Source organism: Pseudomonas sp. GW460-12-10-14-TSB1 (assembly GCF_017349775.1).
Classification (GTDB): domain Bacteria; phylum Pseudomonadota; class Gammaproteobacteria; order Pseudomonadales; family Pseudomonadaceae; genus Aquipseudomonas; species Aquipseudomonas piscium.
The window spans coordinates 1-22,417 of the sequence record NZ_JACNAC010000078.1 but is presented as its reverse complement, the minus strand read 5'-3'; the positions used below and the strand labels follow the sequence as shown (position 1 = coordinate 22,417).

Genomic DNA, 22,417 nt, shown 5'->3' with positions numbered 1-22,417 from the left:
CTGCCCATGGGAGATTTCGTTTTGTTAGCCCCAATCCCCGTCACCGTTCTCAGCGGTTTCCTCGGCGCCGGCAAGACCACCTTGCTGCGTCACCTGCTCAAGGCCGAACACGGCCTGAAAATCGCCGTGATCGAAAACGAATTCAGCGATGCCGGCATCGACACCCAGTTGCTGGGCGACGAGCCGGTGCAAGTGATGACGCTGTCCAATGGTTGCGTCTGCTGCACCATCCACACCGATCTGACCAAGGCGCTGTACCTGCTGCTCGAGCGGCTGGACAGCGGCGAGATCGCCTTCGACCGGCTGGTGATCGAATGCACCGGGCTGGCCGACCCCGCGCCCGTGGCCCAGACCTTCTTCATCGACGAAGAATTGCGCGAGCGTTACATCCTCGACGGCATCATCACCCTGGTGGACGCCAAGCATGCCGAGCACCACCTGACCCAGACCATTGCCCAGGCCCAGATCGGCTTCGCCGACCGCCTGTTGGTGAGCAAGCGCGACCTGGTGGACGAGCCCACTTTCAATGCGTTGAGCGAACGCCTGACCCGGATCAACCGCCGTGCGCCGATCCGTGTGGTCGAGCATGGCCGCATCGACCTGGCCGAGCTGCTGGATGTGCGTGGCTTCAATCTGAATGCCGACCTGGGGGGCGGTGTCAGCCTGCGCCCGGTGAGCAAGGCGCCTTCCATCGATCGTATTTCCAGCCTGGTGCTGCGCACCGATGCGCCGCTGGATATCGACAGGCTCAGCGAGTTCATGAACGAACTGCTGGAAGAACACGGCAAGCAGCTGCTGCGCTACAAGGGCGTGCTGAACATCGCCGGCGAGCCGCGGCGCCTGGTGTTCCAGGGCGTGCTCAAGCTGTACGGTTTCGACTGGGATACCGAGTGGGCCGAGGGCGAGGCGCGGGAGAGTGTGATTGTGTTTATTGCCGACGATCTGCCGGAAGAGAAGATCCGTGCCGGGTTCGCCCGGATGGCGGCGCAGTAGTTTCGTTACAGCGTTGTTGTGAGGTCATCGCGAACACGCTCGCTCCGGTCTGCAGGAGCGAGCGTGCTCGTGAAACGCAGATTACTGTGAGGCCGCGCTGGCCTTGAGCAACCTTTCCTCCAGGTGATCCAGATGCCCGGTCATCAACCCGACCGCGACCTTTACGTCACCGTCTTCGATGGCATCGACAATCGCCGCGTGCTCCTGCCAGGCGCAATGGCTGCAGGTGCGGCTTTCATGGTGGGCGATCGCCAGTGACGTCAGCGGCACCAGGCTGCCGAGGAAATGCGCCAGCGGCGTGTTGCCGGCCACTTCGGCCAATTGCAGGTGGAACTCACCGGACAGGCGGATCGCCGGGCCACGCAAGCCACGGTCGATGCAATCGCGCTCAGCGGCGATCAATTCCCGCAGGCGCTTGAGGTTGCGCGGTGCCGGTTGCTGGCAGGCGAGCCTGACCAGGGTGATTTCCGTCAGGCGGCGGGCGTGCAGGATCTGCCGCGTCTGTTCGTGGTCCGGTGCCGCCACCTGAGGCCGGTGGTTGGGCCGCAGGATAATCACCTGCTGGTGGGACAAGCGCGCCAGGACCTGGCGAATGATGCTGCGGCTGACCCCGAACACTTCGCCGAGGCTGTCCTCGGTGAAACGGCTGGCGGGGGCGATGCGTTGTTCGAGAATGGCATCGAAAATCTGCGGATAGACATCGTCGACCAGCAGCTTTTTCTCGCCGGTGCGGCGCCGTGGCAGGGCACCGGGGAGGGGGAATGCAAGTTTGTTCAAGGCGTAGCTGGCCATGGCCTGTCTCCAGTCCGGTTACCGATACGAAAGTGTGGGTGCGGCTTAGTTGCCCAGATGGTCGTCCGGGATGTTCAGCTCGATGCCCATGCGCTGGCCTTCCTTGAGGATGTGCCGGCGCATTTCGGCACTGGCCAGCGCGCTGTTCTTGTTGCGGATCGCCCGGACCACCGCTTCGTTTTCTTCCAGGCGTTCGGCCAGGTGCTCCGGCGAGTTGCGCAGGATTTCCGCGCTCTGCTTCAGGGCGTTGCTGGTCTGCTGCACCACGTTCTGGAAGATCGGGTTGGAGGTCAGGGTGAACAGCTCTTCATGGAAGGCGATGTAGGCGTTCATCCCGGCTTCGCTGTCGTTGGCCTCCAGGGCCTCGCGCATGTCCATCAGGGTCAGGCGCAGCTGGCCCACTTCCTTGCTGCTAATGGACTGCGCCACCAGGCCGACGATGAAGGGTTCGAGTGTGTAACGCAGTTGCAGCACGTCCTCGAGGCTGGCGCCCGCCACGCCGCTGTCGCTGGCCGGTTGTTCGTTGAGGCTGGCCTCCAGCACCACCACGCCTTTGCCGGGCATGGAACGCACCAGGCCCAGGGTTTCCAGAACAGTCACCGCCTCGCGCAGGCTCGGGCGGCTGATGCCCAGCTGCTCGGCCAATTCACGTTGCCCCGGCAGCATGTCGCCGGAGCGCCATTGACCACGGGCCAAGGCCGCCCGCAGCTTTTCTACCACTGAATTTACAACCGTTGACGAGGTGATCACTGTTCACTCCCTGGAATATGGCGGATGAGGCCCATGGCAGGCGCTGATTGTTGTGCCTGCCGGCGACAGGCACAAGGCATGCCTCAGAACTCCTGCTGCTGCGCGCCGGGCAGCGGTTTTCGCGGTTGGAAACCATAGCCCTGCTGGCCGCTCAGGACTTTGTTGGCCCGTTGAATATCGATGTCTCTTTCCCAGCGGGCAATGGCCACGGTGGCGACGCAGTTGCCGATCAGGTTGGTCAGCGCCCGGCCGATGCCCATGAACCAGTCCACCGCCAGCACCAGCACCAGGCCCACCACCGGGATGGCCGGAATCGCCGTCAGGGTGGCGGCCAGGATCACCAGCGCCGAGCCGGGAATCCCGTGGGCGCCTTTGGAGGTGATCAGCGACACCAGCAGGATGGTCAGCAGGTCGGACATCGACAACGGCGTACCGGTGGCATTGGCGATGAAGACGATGGCCAGGGTCAGGTAGATCGAGAAACCGTCGAGGTTGAACGAGTAGCCCGTCGGGATGACCAGGCCGACCGTGGAGCTGCCGATGCCCAGGTGCTCCAGTTTGCGCATGATCTGTGGCAGTACGGCGTCGGAGGAAGCGGTGCCGAGGACGATCAGCAGCTCTTCGCGCAGGTACTTGAGGAAAGGCAGCATGCGCAGGCCGGAACAGCGCATCACCACGCCGAGAATGATGGCTACGAAAGCGAAGCAGGTCAGGTAGAACAGGCCCACCAGGCTGCCCAGGTGCTGCAGCGAGTCCAGGCCGTACTTGCTGGTGGTGAAGGCGATGGCGCCGAACACGCCGATCGGCGCCAGGCGCACGATCATGCCCATGATGCGGAAGATGATGTGGCTGAGTTCGTTGATCAGCCGCGAGATGCCGGAAGCCGCTTCGCCCACCAGGTTCAGCGCGCTGCCGAACAGCACGGAGAACAGCAGCACCTGCAGGATGTTGTTTTCGGCGAAGGCGCCCAGGACCGAGTTGGGGATCAGCCCCATCAGGAACTCAGAGGTGCCGTGCATGTGCTGGCTGCGCTGGGCGATGTCGCCCATGTCGGCGGCGGACAGCTGTTCCAGATGGATATTGGCGCCGCTGCCGATGCCGGTGGTGAAGGCGAAGACCAGGCCGATCACCAGGGCGATGGTGGTCAAGACTTCGAAGTAGATGACGGATTTGAGCCCGATGCGGCCGACCTTTTTCAGGTCGCCGGCGCCGGAGATGCCACTGACCACCACACAGAAGACGATCAGGCCGATCAGCATCTTGATCAGCTTGATAAAGGCATCGCCCAGTGGCTTGAGTTGCGAGGAGTATTCGGGGAGTGTCAGTCCGCACACGATGCCGAGCATCAGTCCGAGGACTACCTGGAGGAAAATCGAACGCGAGCACCATCTGAGCATGAGGGGAATCCTGGTCGGTGTCCCGGCTGCCGTGCGCGGAGCGCATCAGATTCGGGACTTAATTATTGTGGTCTTACCGGTATGTCCAGTGCAGGCGCAGTCTATGCCCGATTTTCCCGTGAATACAAGGGTAAATCCGAAAATTGGCATGACCGGTCTGACCAGTGGTGCTGATCCTGTAGCCGCTGCCGAAGGCTGCGATAAGGCCGAAGGCCTTCCTGCGATCTTCAGAGTGTCGCGGCCGTGCCGGCCGATCGCAGCCTGTGGCAGCGGCTACAGGTCCCGGGCCAGACAATTCGCAGGCGAAAAAAAGCCCGGCGCGAAGGCCGGGCTTTTCATGCAACGCTCTGCGAATCAGGCGCCGTATACCGGCAGCTTCTTGCAGATGGCTTTGACTTTCTCACGAACGGCGTCGATCACCGCTTCGTTGTTCAGGTCGGCCAGGATGTCGCAGATCCAGCCAGCCAGTTCCTTGCACTCGGCTTCCTTGAAGCCGCGAGTGGTCACTGCCGGAGTGCCGAAGCGCAGGCCGGAGGTGACGAACGGGGAGCGTGGGTCGTTTGGCACGGAGTTCTTGTTCACGGTGATGAAGGCCTTGCCCAGAGCGGCATCGGCGTCTTTACCGGAGATTTCCTGCTTGATCAGCGACAGCAGGAACAGGTGGTTCTGAGTACCGCCGGAAACCACGTCGAAACCGCGCTCGATGAACACGCCGGCCATGGCCTGGGCGTTCTTCACCACTTGTTGCTGGTAGGCCTTGAACTCAGGCTGCAGCGCTTCCTTGAAGCAGATCGCCTTGGCCGCGATCACGTGCTCCAGCGGGCCGCCCTGGGCGCCCGGGAATACCGCGGAGTTCAGCTTCTTCTCGATGTCGGCGTTGGCGCGAGCCAGGATCAGGCCGCCACGTGGACCGCGCAGGGTCTTGTGGGTGGTGGTGGTTACCACGTCGGCGAAAGGCACCGGGTTCGGGTAGACGCCAGCGGCGACCAGACCGGCTACGTGAGCCATGTCGACGAACAGGTAAGCACCGACCTTGTCGGCGATTTCGCGGAAGCGTGGGAAGTCCAGAACCTGCGAGTAGGCAGAGAAACCGGCCACGATCATTTTCGGCTTGTGCTCGACCGCCAGGCGCTCGACTTCGTCGTAGTCGATCAGGCCGTTGGCATCGATGCCGTACTGGATGGCGTTGTACAGCTTGCCGGAGGAGGAAACGCTGGCGCCGTGGGTCAGGTGACCGCCGTGGGCCAGGCTCATGCCCAGGATGGTGTCGCCAGCCGACAGCAGCGCCAGGTAAACGGCAGCGTTGGCTTGCGAGCCGGCGTGCGGCTGGACGTTGGCGTAGTCGGCGCCGAACAGCTCCTTGGCGCGGTCGATGGCCAGTTGCTCAACCACGTCGACGTATTCGCAGCCGCCGTAGTAACGCTTGCCTGGGTAACCTTCGGCGTACTTGTTGGTCAACACCGAGCCTTGAGCTTCCATCACCGCAGGGCTGGTGTAGTTTTCCGAAGCGATCAGCTCAATGTGCTCTTCCTGGCGCTGGGCTTCTTGCTCCATGGCGGCAAAGAGATCGGCGTCGTACTTGGCAATAGTCAAATCACGGCTGAACATGGCGGTCCTCAAGGATCGGGGCAGAAAAGGGGGGCATTCTAACCCAACGGGTTTTAGATGGCATATGAAAGGACATCATGTCGCAGACAAGTGGCTTTCATGACGGGATAAGCGGCGTTTGTGCACAGAACGTCACGGGCGAACCGAGCGCATATTCCCGGGCGCGGAGCTTGCCCGCGATAACGTCACCGGCAAACGCCGCACAATTTCAATCGAACATGAACAGCGCGTCGTTGCTGAACTGCCCTTCGAAGCTGTTGGCCGGCATCGGCCGGCCGAACAGATAGCCCTGGACTTCGTCACAGCCGTGCTCGCGCAGGAAGTCCAGCTGCTCATGGGTTTCCACGCCCTCGGCGATCACCGCGAGGTTCAGGCTGTGGGCCATGGCGATGATGGCGCGGGCGATCTGCGCGTCCTGCTCGCCGGACGGCAGGCCGTCGACGAAGGTGCGGTCGATCTTCAGCACGTCGATGGGGAACTGCTTGAGGTAGTTCAGCGATGAATAGCCGGTGCCGAAGTCGTCGACCGCGATGCTCAGGCCGAGGTTCTTCAGGCCGTCGAGGATCTGCATCGCTTCGCTGACTTCGCGCATCAGGATACTTTCGGTCAGTTCCAGCTCCAGGCAGGCCGGCGGCAGGCCGGTGTCCTTGAGGATGGTGGCGATCCGCATGCCCAGCTGGCCGTCGGAGAACTGGCGGGCCGAGATGTTCACCGAGACCTTCGGCACCCGGACCTTGGCCTGGTGCCAGGCCTTGAGCTGGCGACAGGCTTCGCTGATCACCCAGTCGCCGACATCCACCACCAGCCCCAGTTCTTCGAGCACCGGGATGAAGTCTCCCGGCGGTACCAGCCCGCGCCGCGGATGGCGCCAGCGCAGCAGGGCTTCGGCGCCGGTCAGGCGCTTGCCGTCGCCGCTGAACTGCGGCTGGTAGTACAGGATGAATTCCTGCTGTTCCAGAGCGTGGCGCAGGTCGCTTTCCAGCTCCAGGCGCTCCAGGGCGCTGGCGTTCATGTCGGCCTGGTAGAACTGGAAGTTGTTCTTGCCGCGTTCCTTGGCGTGGTACATCGCGGTGTCGGCGTTTTTCATCAGCTGGCTCAGCTCGTTGCCGTCCTGCGGGCTGAGGGCGATGCCGATACTGGCGGTGACGAAGAACTCCCGGCCTTCGAGCACGAACGGCTTCACCAGGCTGGCGAGAATCTGTTCGGCGACGTGGATCGCCCGGTTCAGGGCAATCTCGCGGCTGGTCCGCGGTTGCAGGAGCAAGGTGAACTCATCGCCGCCCATGCGCGCCACGGTGTCGTCATCGTCGACGCAATCGAGCAGGCGGGTGGCCATTTCCTTGAGCATGCGGTCGCCCGCGGCGTGGCCCAGGGAGTCGTTGATCGGCTTGAAGCGGTCCAGGTCGAGGAACATCAGCACCACCCAGGACTTCTGCCGCTCTGCCGATTGCAGGGCGGTATGCAGGCGGTCCTGGAACAGCGTGCGGTTGGGCAGGTGGGTCAGGGCGTCGTAGTAGGCCAGGCGGTGAATGCGCTGTTCGCTGGCCTTGCGTTCGCTGATGTCGGTGAAGAAGCACACGTAGCTGGCCAGGTCGCCTTCGTCATCGAGCACCGCGGTGATGCCGACCCAGGCCGGATAGTGCTCGCCGTTACGGCGCTTGAGCCAGACCTCGCCTTCCCAGGTGCTGTGCTGGTGCAACTGCTTGAGCACGTAACGCAGGTGGGCTTCCTGCTGTTCGTCGACGGTGAGCATGTTCGGCAACTGGTCGAGCACCTGGGATACCGCGTAGCCGCTGACCCGGCTGAACGCCTCGTTGGCCTGGACGATGTAGCCCGCCGGGTCGGTGATCAGGATCGCCGAGGTCGAATGCTCGAATACCGTGGCCGCCATGCGCAGGTCTTTTTCCGCGCGGCGCTGCTGGCTGATATCGCGGCCGACCCCGAGCACGCCTTCGAAGGCGCCGTGTTCGTCCCACACCAGCACCAGGCGCAGCTCGATCGGAATCTTGCGCCCGTCGGCCCGCAGGCAGTCGAACAGGAACAACTGGGTCTGTACCTGGTTGCGCAATTGCGCCAGTTGCTCGGGCTTGTCCAGGGCCTTGCCGATCCGCTCCATCAGGGCATAGATGCCGGTCAGCTGTTGCGGGTTGGCGATGGTCGATTGCCAGCCGTTCTGGAAGATCCATTCGGCGTCATAGCCCAGCACCGACTGCACCGAGGGGCTGACATAGTTGAGGGCCATCTTACTGTCGGTGGAGAAAATCACGTCGCTGATGCTTTCGGCGAGCATGCGGTAGCGGCGTTCGCTGTCACGCAGGGATTCGCTGGCCTCGATCTGGTCGGTGATGTCCTTGGCCACGCCGATGATGCGCGTGACCTGGTCGTACTTGTCCCGCGCCAGGGCCTGTTCGCGGATGTCGAAACAGCGCCATTGACCGCTGCGGTGGCGAAAGCGCAAATGGCACTGCAGCAATTGCAGGTAGCCGGCATGCCGTTGTTCCTGGCGCAACCGGTGGTAGAGGTCGGCGTCCTCCGGATGCAGGAGAATTTCCCAGAAATACTCGCCCATCTGGTGCAGTTCGGTCTTGTTATAGCCGAGGGTCTGCCCCAGGTGGTGGTTGCTGAAGATCATCCGCTGGCTGATGACGTCCTGCACATAAAGGTGGTCCGGCACGGTGCGCACCACGTCCGACCAGAAACCCTCACGCTCCAGCAGCGACAGCTCGATGAGCTTGCGGCTGGTGATGTCGCTGATGCTGAGGATCACCGCCCGATAGTCGGCGGGATCTTCCGGCAGGCGCAGTACCAGCCACAGGTGCTGGTCGTGGCCCTGGGCGTCGCTGAGGCGGATTTCCAGCTCCAGCTGTTTGTGCTGGTTGATCACGGTTTCCAGCAGCTGGTTGCCGATGGCGCTGCTGTTGAGCGGGCTGCCTTCGATCAGCAGCTTCCAGGCCTGTTCGCAGGAGTCGACGTTGAGCAGCCGCAAGGCCACCTGATTGACTTCGGTGACGCGCAGTTCTTCAAGCAGCAGCTGCCGCTGCTGCGGGTTGTGCTCCAGCCAGGCCTTGAGTTGTTCGCTGTCGTGCAGCTGGGCCTTGTCGAGAAACGCCGGCAGCCCGGAAATATCCAGAACGCAGAGGGCGACCCCGGTACCTTCGAAAATGTCCTGGTAGCGCCGACGCCCTTCGTGCAGCTGGCGCTGGCGGCGGCGCATGTTCAGCAGCGCAATCACCGGCAGCAGGGAGAACGCCAGCCCCAGCAGGCATTTGGCGATAAACGCTGGTAGCAGTTGCTCGATCACCGCGCGTTCGTCGAACAGGCCGCGCAATTGCCAATCGCTGTTACCCAGTGGCGCGACCAGCACGCTGTTGGCTATTTCGTCGCTGGTCACCGGGGTGCTGCTGCCGTCGTCGCGACTGAGGGTTTTCTGATCCTGGCGGTTTTCAATGACCCAGGTCGGTTGGAAGCCCTGGTCGGGGCTGGGGCTCAGGGACTGAACGAAAGTCGGTGCCAGGCGCAGCACCCAGTAACTCTTGAGTGCGCCGCTGGGCTGGTGCAGCAGCAGTTGTACCAGCGCACCGTCGCTGGCGTTGCTGTAGTAGTAGCGCTGGCCGCGGCTGCGGCTGGTCAGCTCGGTGAGCCACGCGGCGTTCTGGCCGTCGGCGTCGCTGTCGCTGACGAGCTGGCCCTTGGCATCCAGCAGCGCGATGCTTTGCAGGTCGGGCAGGGACAGTTGCAGCTTTTTCAGCAGCAGTTGCTGCTGTTCGGCATTCTGTGGCGGCTCGACGATCGGCAGCAGGTTGAGGGCGATCTGCGCATTGAGCGCCAGATTGAGGCTGATGTGCTCGGCCAGGTCGGCGTTGTAGTCGATCGCGTGTTGACGCTGGTCTTTGCGGGTCTGTTGCAGTTGGTCGAGCAGTTGCCAGAACAGCAGGGCGAGCAGCAGCAGGACCAGGGTCGCCAGCACGCCTTTCAGGGTGCCGCGCAAGGGCGAGCCGGACGCAGGCGCAGGTGCGCGCAGGGAAGAGGGCGGAGTGGCATTGGACAAACTGTGATCCTGCGGTTTGGCTGGACTGGCGCGACGTGCACTATAAGCCGGACGCCCGAAGGGCGGCTAGCATGCCTTGAGTTGTGGCAAAGTGCCAGCCCTGGCTGGCTGGACCTTGCCCGGCCATTGAGGTAGCTTTGCCGGTTACGCGGGAGCGCTCCAGCTCCAGACAATCAGGCTTTTTCCGTACGCAGGCATTGATCGCGATCAAATGCCGGCGCCGCGCATGGCCTGGCCGGGCTTCGCCCGCTCTTCATTCATCAGTCACTGACGCTAGGTTCATCATGGCTCAATACGTCTTCACCATGCATCGGCTGGGAAAAGTTGTTCCGCCGAAGCGGGAAATCCTGAAAAACATTTCTCTGTCGTTCTTCCCGGGCGCCAAGATCGGCGTGCTGGGCCTCAACGGTTCGGGTAAGTCCACCCTGCTGAAAATCATGGCCGGCGTCGACACCGAGTTCGAGGGCGAAGCCCGTCCGATGCCCGAGCTGAACATCGGCTACCTGCCCCAGGAGCCTCAGCTGGATCCGACCAAGACCGTGCGTGAAGTGGTCGAGGAAGCGGTCAGCGTGATCAAGGACGCCCAGGCGCGCCTGGACGAGGTCTATGCGGCCTACGCCGATCCGGACGCCGACTTCGACAAGCTGGCCGCCGAACAGGCCAAGCTCGAAGCGATCCTGCAGGCCAGCGATGGCCACAACCTGGAGCGCCAGTTGGAAGTCGCCGCCGATGCGCTGCGCCTGCCGGCCTGGGATGCCAAGGTCGAACACCTGTCCGGTGGTGAAAAACGTCGTGTGGCCCTGTGCCGCCTGCTGCTGTCCGCCCCGGACATGCTGCTGCTCGACGAACCGACCAACCACCTGGACGCCGACTCCGTGGCCTGGCTGGAGCACTTCCTCCACGACTTCCCGGGCACCGTGGTTGCGATCACGCACGACCGTTACTTCCTGGACAACGTCGCCGGCTGGATCCTCGAGCTCGACCGCGGCGCCGGCATTCCTTACGAGGGCAACTATTCGGGTTGGCTGGAAGCCAAGTCCGATCGTCTGGCCCAGGAGTCCAAGCAGCAGTCGGCCCATGAAAAGGCCATGAAGGAAGAACTGGAGTGGGTGCGCAAAGGCGCCAAGGCTCGTCAGTCGAAATCCAAGGCCCGTCTGGCTCGCTTCGAAGAAATGCAATCGCAGGAATTCCAGAAGCGCAGCGAGACCAACGAGATCTACATCCCGGCCGGTCCGCGCCTGGGTGACAAGGTCATCGAGTTCAAGAACGTCACCAAGGGTTATGGCGATCGCGTGCTGATCGACAACCTGTCGTTCTCCATGCCAAAAGGCGCCATCGTTGGTGTGATCGGCGGTAACGGCGCCGGTAAATCCACCCTGTTCCGCATGCTGATGGGCAAGGAAACGCCGGACTCGGGCAGCATCGAAGTCGGCGAAACCGTGCAACTGGCTTGCGTCGACCAAAGCCGCGAGGACCTGGACGGCAGCAAGACCGTGTTCCAGCAGATCTCCGACGGCTCCGACCAGATTCGCATCGGCAGCTACGAGATCCCGTCGCGTACCTACGTCGGTCGTTTCAACTTCAAGGGCGGCGACCAGCAGAAGTTCGTCAAGGACCTGTCCGGTGGTGAGCGTGGTCGCTTGCACCTGGCCCTGACCCTGAAAGAGGGCGGCAACGTCCTGCTGCTCGACGAACCGTCCAACGACCTCGACGTCGAAACCCTGCGTTCCCTGGAAGAAGCCCTGCTGGACTTCCCGGGCGCCGCCATTGTGATCTCCCACGACCGGTGGTTCCTTGACCGTGTCGCGACCCACATCCTGGCGTACGAAGACGACTCCCAAGCGGTGTTCTTCGAAGGCAACTACACCGAGTACGAAGCCGATCGCAAGAAGCGCCTCGGCGACGCGGCTGCCCAGCCGCACCGCGTGCGTTACAAGAAACTGGCCTGATCCGGGTCGGTTGCTTGAAAGAAACGGAGCCTTCGGGCTCCGTTTTTTTTGCGCGTGTTTCCAGGTGGAGTCTGTGGCTCTTATCGCGAGCAAGCTCGCTCCTACAGGGGCTGTGTCGTTCTTGTAGGAGCGAGCTTGCTCGCGATGCGCCCTGACTGACACCACCGATTTTCAGGCTGCCCAACATGGGGCGAGGCCTGTGGTTGAGATCCCTTTAATGGTGCGTAAAAGGCCGAAACAGTCGGATATTTATATCTATTGCACCATTTAAATTCATAACTGCGACATTTTGCTCTGTCATGGTGCTGTTCGAGTTGCTAAAGTCCCGGGCAAATCTCCGTTAACGACAATAAATTTGCCGAGACTTTCCCATGATCGAATCCGTCGAAGACTTCCTCGCCCGCCTGAAAAAGCGCGACCCGGACCAGCCTGAATTCCACCAGGCGGTGGAAGAGGTGCTGCGCAGCCTGTGGCCGTTCCTGGAGGCCCATCCGCATTACCTGACCTCGGGCATTCTCGAACGCATCTGCGAGCCGGAGAGGGCGGTGGTGTTTCGCGTGTCGTGGGTCGACGATCAGGGCAAGGTCCAGGTCAATCGCGGGTTCCGCATCCAGATGAACAGCGCCATCGGCCCGTACAAGGGCGGTTTGCGTTTCCACCCTTCGGTCAATCTGGGGGTGCTGAAATTCCTCGCCTTCGAGCAGACCTTCAAGAACTCCTTGACCTCGCTGCCCATGGGCGGCGGCAAGGGCGGTTCGGACTTCGATCCGAAGGGCAAGAGCGACGCCGAGGTGATGCGCTTCTGCCAGGCCTTCATGAGCGAGCTATATCGCCATATCGGTTCGGATGTGGACGTGCCGGCGGGGGATATTGGCGTGGGCGCCCGGGAAATCGGCTTCCTGTTCGGTCAGTACAAGCGCCTGAGCAACCAGTTCACTTCGGTGCTGACCGGCAAGGGCATGAGTTACGGCGGCAGCCTGATCCGCCCGGAGGCTACCGGCTTCGGTTGCGTGTACTTCGCCGAGGAAATGCTCAAGCGCCGTGACGACCGGGTGGAGGGCAAGCGCGTGGCGATTTCCGGTTCCGGCAACGTGGCGCAATACGCGGCGCGCAAGGTCATGGACCTGGGCGGCAAGGTGATCTCCCTGTCGGACTCCGAAGGCACGCTGTACTGCGAGGCCGGGTTGACCGAGGAGCAATGGCAGGCAGTGCTGGAGCTGAAGAACGTCAAGCGCGGGCGCATCAGCGAGCTGGCGACGCAGTTCAATCTCGAATTCCTCGCCGGCCAGCACCCCTGGGCGCTGCCGTGCGATATCGCGCTGCCGTGCGCCACCCAGAACGAACTGGACGCCGAGTCGGCACGCACGCTGCTGCGCAATGGCTGCAGGTGCGTGGCTGAGGGGGCGAACATGCCGACCACCCTGGAGGCTGTGGATATCTTTATCGAAGCCGGTATTCTGTTCGCCCCGGGCAAGGCCTCGAACGCCGGGGGCGTGGCGGTCAGCGGGCTGGAGATGTCGCAGAACGCCATGCGCCTGCTGTGGAGCGCCGGCGAGGTGGACAGCAAGCTGCACGGCATCATGCAGTCGATCCACCATGCCTGCGTGCATTACGGCGAAGAAAACGGCCGGGTCAACTACGTCAAAGGGGCGAACATCGCCGGCTTCGTCAAGGTCGCCGATGCCATGCTGGCCCAGGGCGTGGTTTAAGCCGGGTCGATGCGGATCACCTCGATCAACTGATCGCCCGCAGGCCGCTGCCACAACACTTCATCGCCAAGCTGGGTGCCCAGCAGCGCCCGGCCTAGCGGCGAGCCCCAATTGATCAGGCCCTTGGCGACATCGGCCTGATCCTCGCCCACTAGCTGCACGCACTGCTCGGTGCCGTGCTCGTCGGCGAAGATGACCCGGCTGCCGATCTGCACCTTCGACCGCGATGTCGCCTGGGGAACCACCTGGGCGCTTTGCAGGCGCTGGTTGAAGTAGCGCAGGTCGCGTTCGATATCGGCCAGCTGTTGTGGGTCCGCCTGGTCGCCCAGCGCCGATTGTTGGTTGTGCCGGGTTTGCAGGAACGCGACCTTGGCCTGCAGTTCGCTCAGGCCCTGGGGGGTGACGTAGTTGGGCTGCGCACTGATCTGCCGTTCCACGGGTTGGTCGGCCTGGGCGGCAGTCAGCTCTTCATTGACGAAGGCTCGGCTCATGGGAGTTCTCCCGTAATGGAGTTTGGGCCATGGTCGCAGCCTTTTGGTTTCGGGCCATGTCTGAAAGCGACTTACTGCGAGCGATAGGCTCGCGCGGCGTCGCGGTCTTTTTCCTGTTGCCAGGCGCGTTCGCGTTCGTCCCAGTGACGCTGCCGATAGTCATTGCGATCCTGGTTTTCCAGCATGGCCTGGCACTGGCGAAAACCGTCGCTCCAGCCCTCGGCGTATTGCGGGTCCTTGAGGTAGCGTGGCACGTTCTTGCGAAATTCGCCGTTGATCGCCCCGGCGGCCTGGCGACCGCTGGCGCAGCCATCATCGAAGCCGTCGGCGAAGGCCGGTGGATAACCCTGCTTGAGCAACTGCTCGTGGGTCGTCTCACAACCGGCGATCAACACCAGCAACGCCGCCACTACTGCATACCGCCACATCTCTGACTCCCACGCCGCTCAACGGCTCATAGAGAAAGTCTAGAAGGGGATTCGTCAGTGGTTTGTGAAAGCACGGTGAGAATGCTACCGGGCATCAGTAGTGGTACCACTTCAGTTCCAGCATCACCTCGTTTTCCGCGGTGGCCAGGTGGCTGAACTCGCGCTGGGCGCTCAGGCGCAGGCCCAGGTTGCGCGACAGCTCCCATTGCTGGTTGAGGCTCAGGCTGCGGCGTACCTCGCCATTGGTGAAGTAATCACCCTTGGCTTCGAGGCTGAAATTGCCCAGCGGGTTTTTCCAGAGCAGGCCGGTGTTGAAACCGGCCGCCGGGGTGATGAAACCGGCGAAATCGGCGTTGTGCTCGACGCGCACGGTGCCCAGGGCGAAGCCGAGCATATTCTCGCTGAGCTGCCAGGTGCCGCCACCGCCACCGTTGACATGGCTGACCAGGGTTTCATCGTCGTGTTTGCCCGGCACCCGCTCCAGGCCGCCGGTGACCTGCCAGGACCAGGGTTGCAACAGTTCGTTGCGCGGCGTCAGCGAACGAATGGTCGCCAGGTCCAGTTGCTGCAGCTGCCAGTGGTTGCCTTCGTACTGGCGCAGTTTCATCTGCAGGATTTCGATCTGTGCGCCCAGGGGGAAGCCTTCGGCGTTGTCGTTGAGGTCGTGATAGGCCATGCGCAGCCCGTATTCGCCAAAGGCCTGGTCGCCGCGGGTGCCTACGCCGACCTGCCAGGTGCGCGACTCATGGCCGTCTTCCGGCAGGCCAGGGCGCTCGATGGACAGTTCAGGCGGTGGGTTGCGGTTGATCGCCCGCAACAGCTCGAAACTGCGCTGCGCACGTTGCGGGTCGCGTTCCTGGCCGTTGGCCCGGTAGCGCTCAAGACGATAGGCCGCATCGATGATCAGCGCCTGGCGGTCCCGTGGCAGGGCCTTGAAGGCCGGCTCCTGCAGCTGTTGCTGGTCGGCGCTGACCTTCAGCACCCATTGCTGTTCGTCGTTGCTCAGCGGCTTGGCGCGCTCCAGCAGCTCACGTTCGCGGGACGGGCGGTATTCGATCTTCTCCACCAGGCCGGCTTCCTTGACCGCCTTGACGGTGTCGGTGGGAATCGCCGTCAGCGGGAACTGTTCGGTCAGGCGCAGGCTGGGGCGCGCCACTTGCAGCAGCTCGAGCAAGCGGTAGGAGCAGTTCTCGTCGAAGAAGAAGTAGTCGAACTTGATCTGCTTCAGTTCCCAGACGTGCTCGACCATGCGTTCGGTTTCGGCCTGGGTCAGGTTCAGCCGGTATTCCCACAGGTCGCGGTTTTCCAGGCTGCGGTATTCCGAGAGCTTCTCCTGGTAGGGCACCAGGGCGAACAGCCCGGGGTAGCCGCCCATCAGGCCTTTCCAGGCGTAGAGAATGCTGTTGTCCGAGCCTTCGATATAGGCGCCGAAGTTGATCGCGTAGCTGAGCAGGGCGGTGTGGTTGCTTTGCACGTCGGCCTGGTCGATGCGCAGCAGGGTATGGCCGAACATCGACGACGGACTGTTCAGGTAGGCCGCCGGGAAAATCATCACCGTGCTGTGGGGCGAGACATCCTTGAACCACTGGTTGAACTCATTGCAGTCCACTGCCGGCAGATCGCTCAGGTTCAGTTGGGCCTTGAGCCAGCGGGTGCGGGCGGGGTACACGCATTGGGCATGCTGGTTGCCGCTGTTGGCAGGGGCGTAGAGCGCGTCAATGGTGGCCTTGAGCTCGGCGTCGGGGTGTTCGGCGCCGTTGGCGGCGAGGAAAAACTTCGGGTCGCTGACATAGCTGCGCCAGCCACCGAGCTTGGCGGTTTCGTAGTGGCCAAGGGAAATCCAGAACGGATCGTTGGCCAGTTGCTGCAAACGTGAGTGGTCGATATGTGGCGCGGCGGACAGCGGGGCGCAGACACAGAGCGCCAGGGAGGCAAGGCGTTTGAGCATGGTGGGCAACTTGAGTCGGAAAAAACAAAGACTCGGGAGGAGTCATGTCCGAAAAACAAAAGCCCGCTCCCCGAAAAGAGCGGGCGGGTCGAGATTAAGCCGGGGTGGCGTACTTGGCCAGGCGTGCATCGCTTTTCAGTACGGCCAGGGTGTTGGTGTGCACATCTTCCGCGGTCACGTCGGCTTTGCTGAAGATCTGCTGGAAGTGCTCGTGGGTGACGGCGGCGAAGTGCGCGCGGTCTTCAGGAGCGACGCCCAGGACCACGGCGTAGGTGGTCAGCGCTTCGCCTTCACCTTTGGCCATGTCTTCGGAGAGCTCGTTCATCATGCCATTCATGGCAAACCAGGATTTGCCGCCGTAAGTCAGCGCGCTGTTGGTCGAGCAGCCGTTGGTGCCGGAAGTCATACCGAAGGTCGCGTTACCGGAGGTGCCGTTGGTGGTGGAGGCCAGGAAGTGAGCCGGAGTGCCGCGCTGCCCTTCGAACAGCAGGTTGCCCCACCCACAATCCGGACCGCCTGGCGCTTGGGCCATTGCATTGATGGAAACAGCGGTGAAGAGAGTACCGAGAAGAATCCGTTTCATAGCTTTGTTCTCTTTGTGTGCAAACCAATGGACAAGGGTTCTGGCCCATGTCGGCGCCAGTGGGCCGGTTATTAGTCCAGCCGCGCAGCTTGGAGTTTAGGCAGATTCCAAGGGTTCCGTGTTTTTTTGCATGACATTCCTTGAAATAGACGGTTTTTATGCTGTCTGCGTGGCGCCTGGGATCTGTCCGCGCTTTCGCTTCCTCGCGCCTTGCCAGCCGCTGTACCCGGCGCCAGAATGCCCCATCTGCCCCGCCTGATGTAAGGAAGCCCGATGCCTGATCCTGTTGCTGCCAGCTTGCGTCTAGCGCCCGAAGCGCTGACCCGTCCGTTTTCCGCTGAACAGTTCAGCTTCTCGACCACCAATGATTTGGAGCCCTTTCGCGGTGTGCTTGGCCAGGAACGCGCGGTTGAAGCCTTGCAGTTCGGCGTGGCGATGCCACGCCCCGGTTACAACGTCTTTGTCATGGGCGAGCCCGGCACTGGCCGCTTCTCTTTCGTCAAACGCTACCTGAAGGCTGAGGGCAAACGCCTGCAGACCCCGTCCGACTGGGTCTACGTCAACAATTTCGATGAGCCGCGCGAGCCTCGCGCGCTGGAGCTGCCTTCGGGGGCCGCAGGCGCATTCATCAGTGACATCAACGGCCTGATCGACAACCTGCTGGCGACCTTTCCGGCAGTCTTCGAGCATCCCTCCTATCAACAGAAGAAAAGCGCCATCGACCGCGCGTTCAACCAGCGTTACGACCGTGCCCTCGATGTGATCGAGCGCCTGGCGCTGGAGAAGGACGTCGCGCTGTACCGCGACAGCAGCAATATCGCCTTCACCCCGATGCTCGACGGCAAGGCGCTGGACGAGGCCGAGTTCGCGCAACTGCCCGAGGCCGATCGCGAGCGTTTCCATGAGGATATTTCCGCCCTGGAAGAGCGTCTCAACGAAGAGCTGGCGAGCCTGCCGCAGTGGAAGCGCGAGTCGAGCAACCAACTGCGTCATCTCAACGAAGAAACCATCACCCTGGCCTTGCAGCCGCTGCTGGCGCCGCTGTCCGAGAAGTACGCGGAAAACGCCGGTGTGTGTGGCTACCTGCAAGCCATGCAGGTGTACCTGCTCAAGACCGTGGTCGAGCAACTGGTGGACGACAGCAAGACCGACGCCGTGGCCCGCAAGCTGCTGGAAGAACAGTACGGCCCGAGCCTGGTGGTCGGTCACCCGGCCAGTGGCGGCGCGCCAGTGGTGTTCGAGCCGCACCCGACCTACGACAACCTGTTTGGCCGCATCGAATACAGCACCGACCAGGGCGCGCTGTACACCACTTACCGGCAGCTGCGTCCGGGTGCCCTGCATCGGGCCAACGGCGGTTTCCTGATTCTCGAAGCCGAGAAGATGCTCAGCGAACCCTTTGTCTGGGATGCCCTCAAGCGTGCCCTGCAATCGCGCAAGCTGAAGATGGAGTCGCCGCTGGGCGAACTGGGGCGCCTGGCCACCGTGACCCTGACCCCGCAACACATCCCGTTGCAGGTCAAGGTCGTGATCATCGGTGCCCGCCAGCTGTACTACACGCTGCAGGACCTGGATCCGGACTTCCAGGAAATGTTCCGCGTGCTGGTGGACTTCGATGAAGACATCCCGATGGTGGACGAGAGCCTCGAACAGTTCGCCCAGCTGCTGAAAACCCGCACCTCCGAGGAGGGCATGGCGCCGCTGACCGCGGACGCGGTGGCGCGCCTGGCGACCTACAGCGCCCGACTGGCGGAACACCAGGGGCGTTTGTCGGCGCGTATTGGCGATCTGTTCCAGCTGGTCAGCGAGGCGGACTTCATCCGTCACCTGGCCTCGGACGAGATGACCGATGCCGGGCACATCGAACGGGCGCTCAAGGCCAAGGCCACGCGCACCGGGCGGGTCTCGGCGCGGATTCTCGACGACATGCTGGCGGGGATCATTCTGATCGACACCGATGGCGCGGCCGTGGGCAAGTGCAACGGCCTGACGGTGCTGGAAGTGGGCGACTCGGCCTTTGGTATTCCGGCGCGGATTTCCGCCACGGTGTATCCGGGGGGCAGCGGTATCGTCGACATCGAGCGCGAGGTCAATCTCGGTCAGCCGATTCACTCCAAGGGCGTGATGATTCTCACCGGCTACCTGGGCAGCCGTTACGCGCAGGAATTCCCCCTGGCGATCTCGGCGAGCATCGCCCTGGAGCAATCCTACGGTTACGTCGATGGCGACAGTGCATCGCTGGGCGAGGCGTGCACGCTGATCTCGGCTTTGTCGAAAACCCCGCTCAAGCAATGTTTTGCCATTACCGGATCGATCAACCAGTTCGGCGAGGTGCAGGCGGTTGGCGGGGTCAACGAGAAGATCGAAGGCTTCTTCCGCCTCTGCGAAGCGCGGGGCCTGACGGGCGAGCAGGGCGCCATCATTCCTCACGCCAACGTTGCCACCCTGATGCTCGACGAGAAGGTACTGGCGGCGGTCCGCGCCGGGAAATTCCACGTGTATGCCGTGCGCCAGGCTGACGAGGCCCTGAGCCTGCTGGTCGGCGAGCCCGCGGGCGAGCCGGATGCGGATGGCCAGTTCCCGGAAGGCAGTGTCAACGCACGGGTGGTGGAGCGTCTGCGGGTTATCGCGGAAATGATCAGCGAGGACGATCTCAAGGAAGCGGAAAAAGAGCAGGCGCAAGAAGCATTGGCGCAAACCAAGCCGGCATGAGCCATGCCGCGGCGAGGGCTCGGCCTTCGTCGCGGCGCCGGTCCGCTGGCGTCAATTTTCTCGAGTAGACCATTCGGCGCCTGTTCGGCCGGTCAACTTTGCTTCTCAGTCTTTTCTTCCTATTCTCAGGGCAGGAGAACGACAGTCGTCACTGGATCGAAACAGTCTTCACATGAGGGCTGAATACCGGATCTACCGAGGGTCGCCGCCATGTCGCGCAACCTCTGCCTTACCCGCCAGTGTCTTGGCCTGGTCACCCGTATCGAGTGCAGTATCCGCCCGCTGGCGGGAGATAACGGAATGTGGACCCTACTGTTCGCGGCCGGAATGGCCGGCGAACAACCTTCGGCCATCAAGGCCCAGGGACCTTTCTGCGGTCCCAGCGTGGCCGAATCCATCCTTGATTCCATCGTCGAAAGCCTCACCACCCACGGCTATGAGCTGGCCGACGACCCGCAGATCTGGTGCCTGCACCTTCAGGCGCAACTACGGCAGATCAATGGCGAACGCTGCCGCCATTGACGCAATCTCCCGTTAATCCCTACCGCTGAGTCCTACTCGGCGGGTGGTGGGTTCTCCAGCTTGTCGAGCTTGACCTCAAAGCCATATTCGACGGTGTTGAGCTCGCTGCGCTGGTAGGTTTCCAGTTCGCTGGGCTGCCCATAGAAGTAATGCACGTCGAACGAGGCCGAACCTTTTGCCGGCGCCTCATGGCTGACCGCAAGAATCTCCTTCAGGTACTGACCGCTGCTGTCCTTGGCGTAGAAGCGCCAGGCCTCGGCCGGGAACAGGCGCTGGTCGACGACCAGCGCATTGCCCCGCAGCTCCAGCCCTTTGGGCAGTTGGCTGACCGGCAAGGCTTTCTTTTCGATGCTGGCCAGAAACAGCGGGATCGCACCGACGGCGTAAGCCGGGGTTTCCGGAAACAGGGTCAGGTCGTAAGTGATCGAGCTGCGCAACGGATCGACCTCGACCGCCTCCGATGGCAGTTCGATGGGCTCGCCGCGTTTGCCATTTTCGTTCTGGGTGAAGAAGGTCACCGGGCTGTCGCTGGTAGAGAAGGACGTGCCCAGCAACTCGTCATTGAAGGTTTTCGGGTGGTCGAACTCGATCCGCGCCGCGCTGGCGTCCTCGGTGGATTGATGCACGATCACGCTTTTTTTCAAGGTTTCTTCGTCGAGGTTGGCGTCCTTGAGGTAGTTCGGTGCCTGATCGTCATACACCACTACCGGCATGGGCAGGGGCTGGATCTTGCTGTCGGTGGTCAGAGGGTCGAAGCGTCGTACCGGCAGATCGAGGTCTTTGCGGGTGACGGTGGCTGCGGAGAAATCCAGCACGTTGACTTCGAGCTTGTCGATCAGGCCGTTGAAATACACCTTGGTGTAATGGCTGTGCTGTTCGCGCTCGAAGGTTTTGCGCTCCTCTTCAAGCTGCTGCTCGAACGCTTGGCTCCAGGCCTTCTGCTTCTGCATTTCGGCGAGCTGTTTGGCGTAGAAGGCAATCTGTTGGCTGTTCTCGTTGATCGACCCGGAGCGCGAAAGGATCTGGCCGGTAGTGTCGCGTGCCTGCACCAGCAACGGGTTGAGCGGCGTCTCGCTGAGCTCGGGCGATAGCGGGGCGCTGTTGGTCAGTTCGATTTCGGCGCTGTTCTTGTCCAGGGACAGCAATTTTACGCTGACATTCTTGTCGCTGCGTTGCTTGCCGATATCGGCCTTGCCCAGCTCGAACGTTAAGACCTGATGTGGTGCTATCACTTCGGCCTTGCCCTGCAGCGTCACAGGTTGGGGCTGGTCCTTGTTTTCGACTTCCAGGCCTTCGATGAACGGGTAGGTCACCGTCAGGTCATCCGGATTGGTCAGGTTGGAGCTGGACGGGCTCAGCTGGATGCCGGGATCGGTTTCCGACCATTCGGGCTGGAAGGCAATGACCTTGCCGTTGCTCAGGGTCACGGACTGCCATTCCAGGCCGTGGGGGAAGGGGAACTGCGCCGGCATGTTGAAGCTGAAGGGGAACACCGGTTGCAGGTCGGTCAGGTAGTCGGAATTGGAGGTCTTGCGTAGTACGAACAGGCCGTTGAGGTAAGTGTCGACCAGGGCCTGCGGGCTGGGGTAGTGCTTGAGCAGAGCCAGGGCGTCATCGCCGTATTCGGTCTCGATGGGCTTGTTCTTGAGCCGCAGTTGCGCGCGTTCGAGCAGCAGCAGCGAACCGCCCAGGTCGGCGATGGCGTCCTTGAGCTTGGGGTCCTGGATGGCGTCCAGGGATTGTTCGAACTGTGCGGTTTTCTGTTCCAGGCTGACTTGCTGCTTCTCTTCGCTGGGTGAGCAGCCGCTGCTGAGCAGTACCGCGATACACAGGCCGGTACCCGCCAAAGGCAATCGCAAATCCATTCTCCAGGCTTCCTGTCCGATGTCATTGAGCTGTTCAAGTGATTCCGACACTAGCAGAAAAACGCTTTGGCAGACGCGCAGGTAATGGATTTGGTTGCGGTTTATGGGCTTTTGGCCGGCTGATATACTCGCCGCCATTTTCAGACCTGTGTGAGATTCAATGGAACGTTTTATCGAGAATGCAATGTACGCCTCGCGCTGGCTGCTGGCGCCGATCTACTTTGGTCTGTCGTTGGGGCTGCTAGCCCTGGCCTTGAAGTTTTTCCAGGAAGTCTTTCACGTCATCCCCAACGTGTTCACCATGGCCGAGTCCGACCTGATCCTGGTGCTGCTGTCGTTGATCGACATGGCGCTGGTGGGGGGCCTGCTGGTGATGGTGATGATCTCCGGCTACGAGAATTTCGTGTCTCAGCTGGACATCGACGAGGACAAGGAAAAGCTCAGCTGGCTGGGCAAGATGGACTCCTCCTCGCTGAAGATGAAGGTGGCCGCGTCCATCGTGGCGATCTCCTCGATCCATCTGCTGCGGGTATTCATGGACGCGAAGAACATCGAGCCGCAGTACCTGATGTGGTACGTGATCATCCACATGACCTTCGTGATTTCGGCTTTCGCCATGGGC

The 22,417-nt window shown here is 62.1% G+C and carries 16 protein-coding genes; 6 read left to right on the top strand and 10 right to left on the bottom strand.

Going from position 1 to position 22,417, the window contains the following annotated elements:
* Nucleotides 1–6: 6 nt before the first annotated feature.
* Complete coding sequence (yjiA, locus tag J4D52_RS28400) at nt 7–993, top strand: GTPase (RefSeq protein ID WP_164487026.1); 987 nt, start codon at nt 7–9, stop codon at nt 991–993.
* An 81-nt stretch (nt 994–1,074) separates the two neighbouring features.
* Here yjiA and J4D52_RS28395 read toward each other — a convergent pair whose 3' ends face one another.
* The 5 genes from J4D52_RS28395 to J4D52_RS28375 all read right to left on the bottom strand — a co-directional run bounded on the left by J4D52_RS28395 (nt 1,075) and on the right by J4D52_RS28375 (nt 9,588).
* Nucleotides 1,075–1,785: a GntR family transcriptional regulator gene (locus J4D52_RS28395; protein ID WP_102677097.1), complete on the bottom strand. Its 711-nt coding sequence runs from the start codon at nt 1,783–1,785 to the stop codon at nt 1,075–1,077.
* Between the two features lie 45 nt (nt 1,786–1,830).
* Nucleotides 1,831–2,535, bottom strand: coding sequence for a FadR/GntR family transcriptional regulator (locus J4D52_RS28390; RefSeq protein WP_009050962.1), 705 nt, complete (start codon nt 2,533–2,535; stop codon nt 1,831–1,833).
* Nucleotides 2,536–2,618: 83 nt separating this feature from the next.
* Nucleotides 2,619–3,932: a C4-dicarboxylate transporter DctA gene (locus tag J4D52_RS28385; protein ID WP_009050961.1), complete on the bottom strand. Its 1,314-nt coding sequence runs from the start codon at nt 3,930–3,932 to the stop codon at nt 2,619–2,621.
* Between the two features lie 354 nt (nt 3,933–4,286).
* Entirely contained in the window at nt 4,287–5,540 is a 1,254-nt protein-coding gene (gene glyA, locus J4D52_RS28380; protein WP_009050960.1) for a serine hydroxymethyltransferase, read from the bottom strand.
* A 208-nt stretch (nt 5,541–5,748) separates the two neighbouring features.
* Complete coding sequence (locus J4D52_RS28375) at nt 5,749–9,588, bottom strand: bifunctional diguanylate cyclase/phosphodiesterase (protein WP_102677096.1); 3,840 nt, start codon at nt 9,586–9,588, stop codon at nt 5,749–5,751.
* A gap of 284 nt (nt 9,589–9,872) precedes the next feature.
* On the opposite strand from J4D52_RS28375, the gene ettA reads away from it, so the two are divergent.
* Together ettA and gdhA are read left to right on the top strand one after the other, a co-directional pair.
* Nucleotides 9,873–11,537: an energy-dependent translational throttle protein EttA gene (gene ettA / locus J4D52_RS28370; protein ID WP_007924767.1), complete on the top strand. Its 1,665-nt coding sequence runs from the start codon at nt 9,873–9,875 to the stop codon at nt 11,535–11,537.
* A 371-nt stretch (nt 11,538–11,908) separates the two neighbouring features.
* Complete coding sequence (gene gdhA / locus J4D52_RS28365) at nt 11,909–13,246, top strand: NADP-specific glutamate dehydrogenase (protein ID WP_063433087.1); 1,338 nt, start codon at nt 11,909–11,911, stop codon at nt 13,244–13,246.
* On the opposite strand, the gene J4D52_RS28360 is transcribed toward gdhA, so the two are convergent.
* The 4 genes from J4D52_RS28360 to J4D52_RS28345 form a co-directional block, all read right to left on the bottom strand.
* On the bottom strand, nt 13,243–13,737 hold the full coding sequence (locus tag J4D52_RS28360) for a GreA/GreB family elongation factor (RefSeq protein WP_009050956.1): 495 nt from the start codon (nt 13,735–13,737) through the stop codon (nt 13,243–13,245). The genes gdhA and J4D52_RS28360 overlap by 4 nt on opposite strands.
* Nucleotides 13,738–13,808: 71 nt before the next feature.
* Nucleotides 13,809–14,165, bottom strand: a complete 357-nt coding sequence (locus J4D52_RS28355; RefSeq protein WP_102677095.1) for a hypothetical protein — start codon at nt 14,163–14,165, stop codon at nt 13,809–13,811.
* 94 nt (nt 14,166–14,259) lie between these two features.
* Nucleotides 14,260–16,113 (bottom strand): DUF4105 domain-containing protein, encoded by a 1,854-nt coding sequence (locus tag J4D52_RS28350; RefSeq protein WP_102677094.1) that lies wholly within the window; start codon nt 16,111–16,113, stop codon nt 14,260–14,262.
* A gap of 94 nt (nt 16,114–16,207) precedes the next feature.
* Nucleotides 16,208–16,696: a DUF3015 domain-containing protein gene (locus J4D52_RS28345; RefSeq protein ID WP_007924760.1), complete on the bottom strand. Its 489-nt coding sequence runs from the start codon at nt 16,694–16,696 to the stop codon at nt 16,208–16,210.
* A gap of 273 nt (nt 16,697–16,969) precedes the next feature.
* On the opposite strand from J4D52_RS28345, the gene J4D52_RS28340 reads away from it, so the two are divergent.
* Together J4D52_RS28340 and J4D52_RS28335 are read left to right on the top strand one after the other, a co-directional pair.
* The gene (locus J4D52_RS28340) at nt 16,970–19,408 is read left to right on the top strand and encodes a Lon protease family protein (RefSeq protein ID WP_009050953.1); all 2,439 of its coding nucleotides are present in this window, start codon (nt 16,970–16,972) and stop codon (nt 19,406–19,408) included.
* A 210-nt stretch (nt 19,409–19,618) separates the two neighbouring features.
* The gene (locus J4D52_RS28335) at nt 19,619–19,930 is read left to right on the top strand and encodes a hypothetical protein (protein WP_007924756.1); all 312 of its coding nucleotides are present in this window, start codon (nt 19,619–19,621) and stop codon (nt 19,928–19,930) included.
* 32 nt (nt 19,931–19,962) lie between these two features.
* On the opposite strand, the gene J4D52_RS28330 is transcribed toward J4D52_RS28335, so the two are convergent.
* Entirely contained in the window at nt 19,963–21,795 is a 1,833-nt protein-coding gene (locus tag J4D52_RS28330) for a hypothetical protein (RefSeq protein ID WP_102677092.1), read from the bottom strand.
* Nucleotides 21,796–21,955: 160 nt separating this feature from the next.
* Between J4D52_RS28330 and J4D52_RS28325 the strand changes: the two genes are divergently transcribed.
* Nucleotides 21,956–22,417: TIGR00645 family protein (locus J4D52_RS28325; protein ID WP_207272193.1), on the top strand; the 462-nt coding region annotated here is incomplete at its 3' end.

Excerpts from the sequence above, each read along its gene's own strand:
- yjiA (WP_164487026.1), top strand. The coding sequence starts at position 7 with ATGGGAGATTTCGTTTTGTTAGCCCCAATCCCCGTCACCGTTCTCAGC.
- J4D52_RS28395 (WP_102677097.1), bottom strand. The coding sequence starts at position 1,785 with ATGGCCAGCTACGCCTTGAACAAACTTGCATTCCCCCTCCCCGGTGCC.
- J4D52_RS28385 (WP_009050961.1), bottom strand. The coding sequence starts at position 3,932 with ATGCTCAGATGGTGCTCGCGTTCGATTTTCCTCCAGGTAGTCCTCGGA.
- glyA (WP_009050960.1), bottom strand. The coding sequence starts at position 5,540 with ATGTTCAGCCGTGATTTGACTATTGCCAAGTACGACGCCGATCTCTTT.
- ettA (WP_007924767.1), top strand. The coding sequence starts at position 9,873 with ATGGCTCAATACGTCTTCACCATGCATCGGCTGGGAAAAGTTGTTCCG.
- gdhA (WP_063433087.1), top strand. The coding sequence starts at position 11,909 with ATGATCGAATCCGTCGAAGACTTCCTCGCCCGCCTGAAAAAGCGCGAC.
- J4D52_RS28360 (WP_009050956.1), bottom strand. The coding sequence starts at position 13,737 with ATGAGCCGAGCCTTCGTCAATGAAGAGCTGACTGCCGCCCAGGCCGAC.
- J4D52_RS28355 (WP_102677095.1), bottom strand. The coding sequence starts at position 14,165 with ATGTGGCGGTATGCAGTAGTGGCGGCGTTGCTGGTGTTGATCGCCGGT.
- J4D52_RS28350 (WP_102677094.1), bottom strand. The coding sequence starts at position 16,113 with ATGCTCAAACGCCTTGCCTCCCTGGCGCTCTGTGTCTGCGCCCCGCTG.
- J4D52_RS28345 (WP_007924760.1), bottom strand. The coding sequence starts at position 16,696 with ATGAAACGGATTCTTCTCGGTACTCTCTTCACCGCTGTTTCCATCAAT.
- J4D52_RS28340 (WP_009050953.1), top strand. The coding sequence starts at position 16,970 with ATGCCTGATCCTGTTGCTGCCAGCTTGCGTCTAGCGCCCGAAGCGCTG.
- J4D52_RS28335 (WP_007924756.1), top strand. The coding sequence starts at position 19,619 with ATGTCGCGCAACCTCTGCCTTACCCGCCAGTGTCTTGGCCTGGTCACC.
- J4D52_RS28330 (WP_102677092.1), bottom strand. The coding sequence starts at position 21,795 with ATGGATTTGCGATTGCCTTTGGCGGGTACCGGCCTGTGTATCGCGGTA.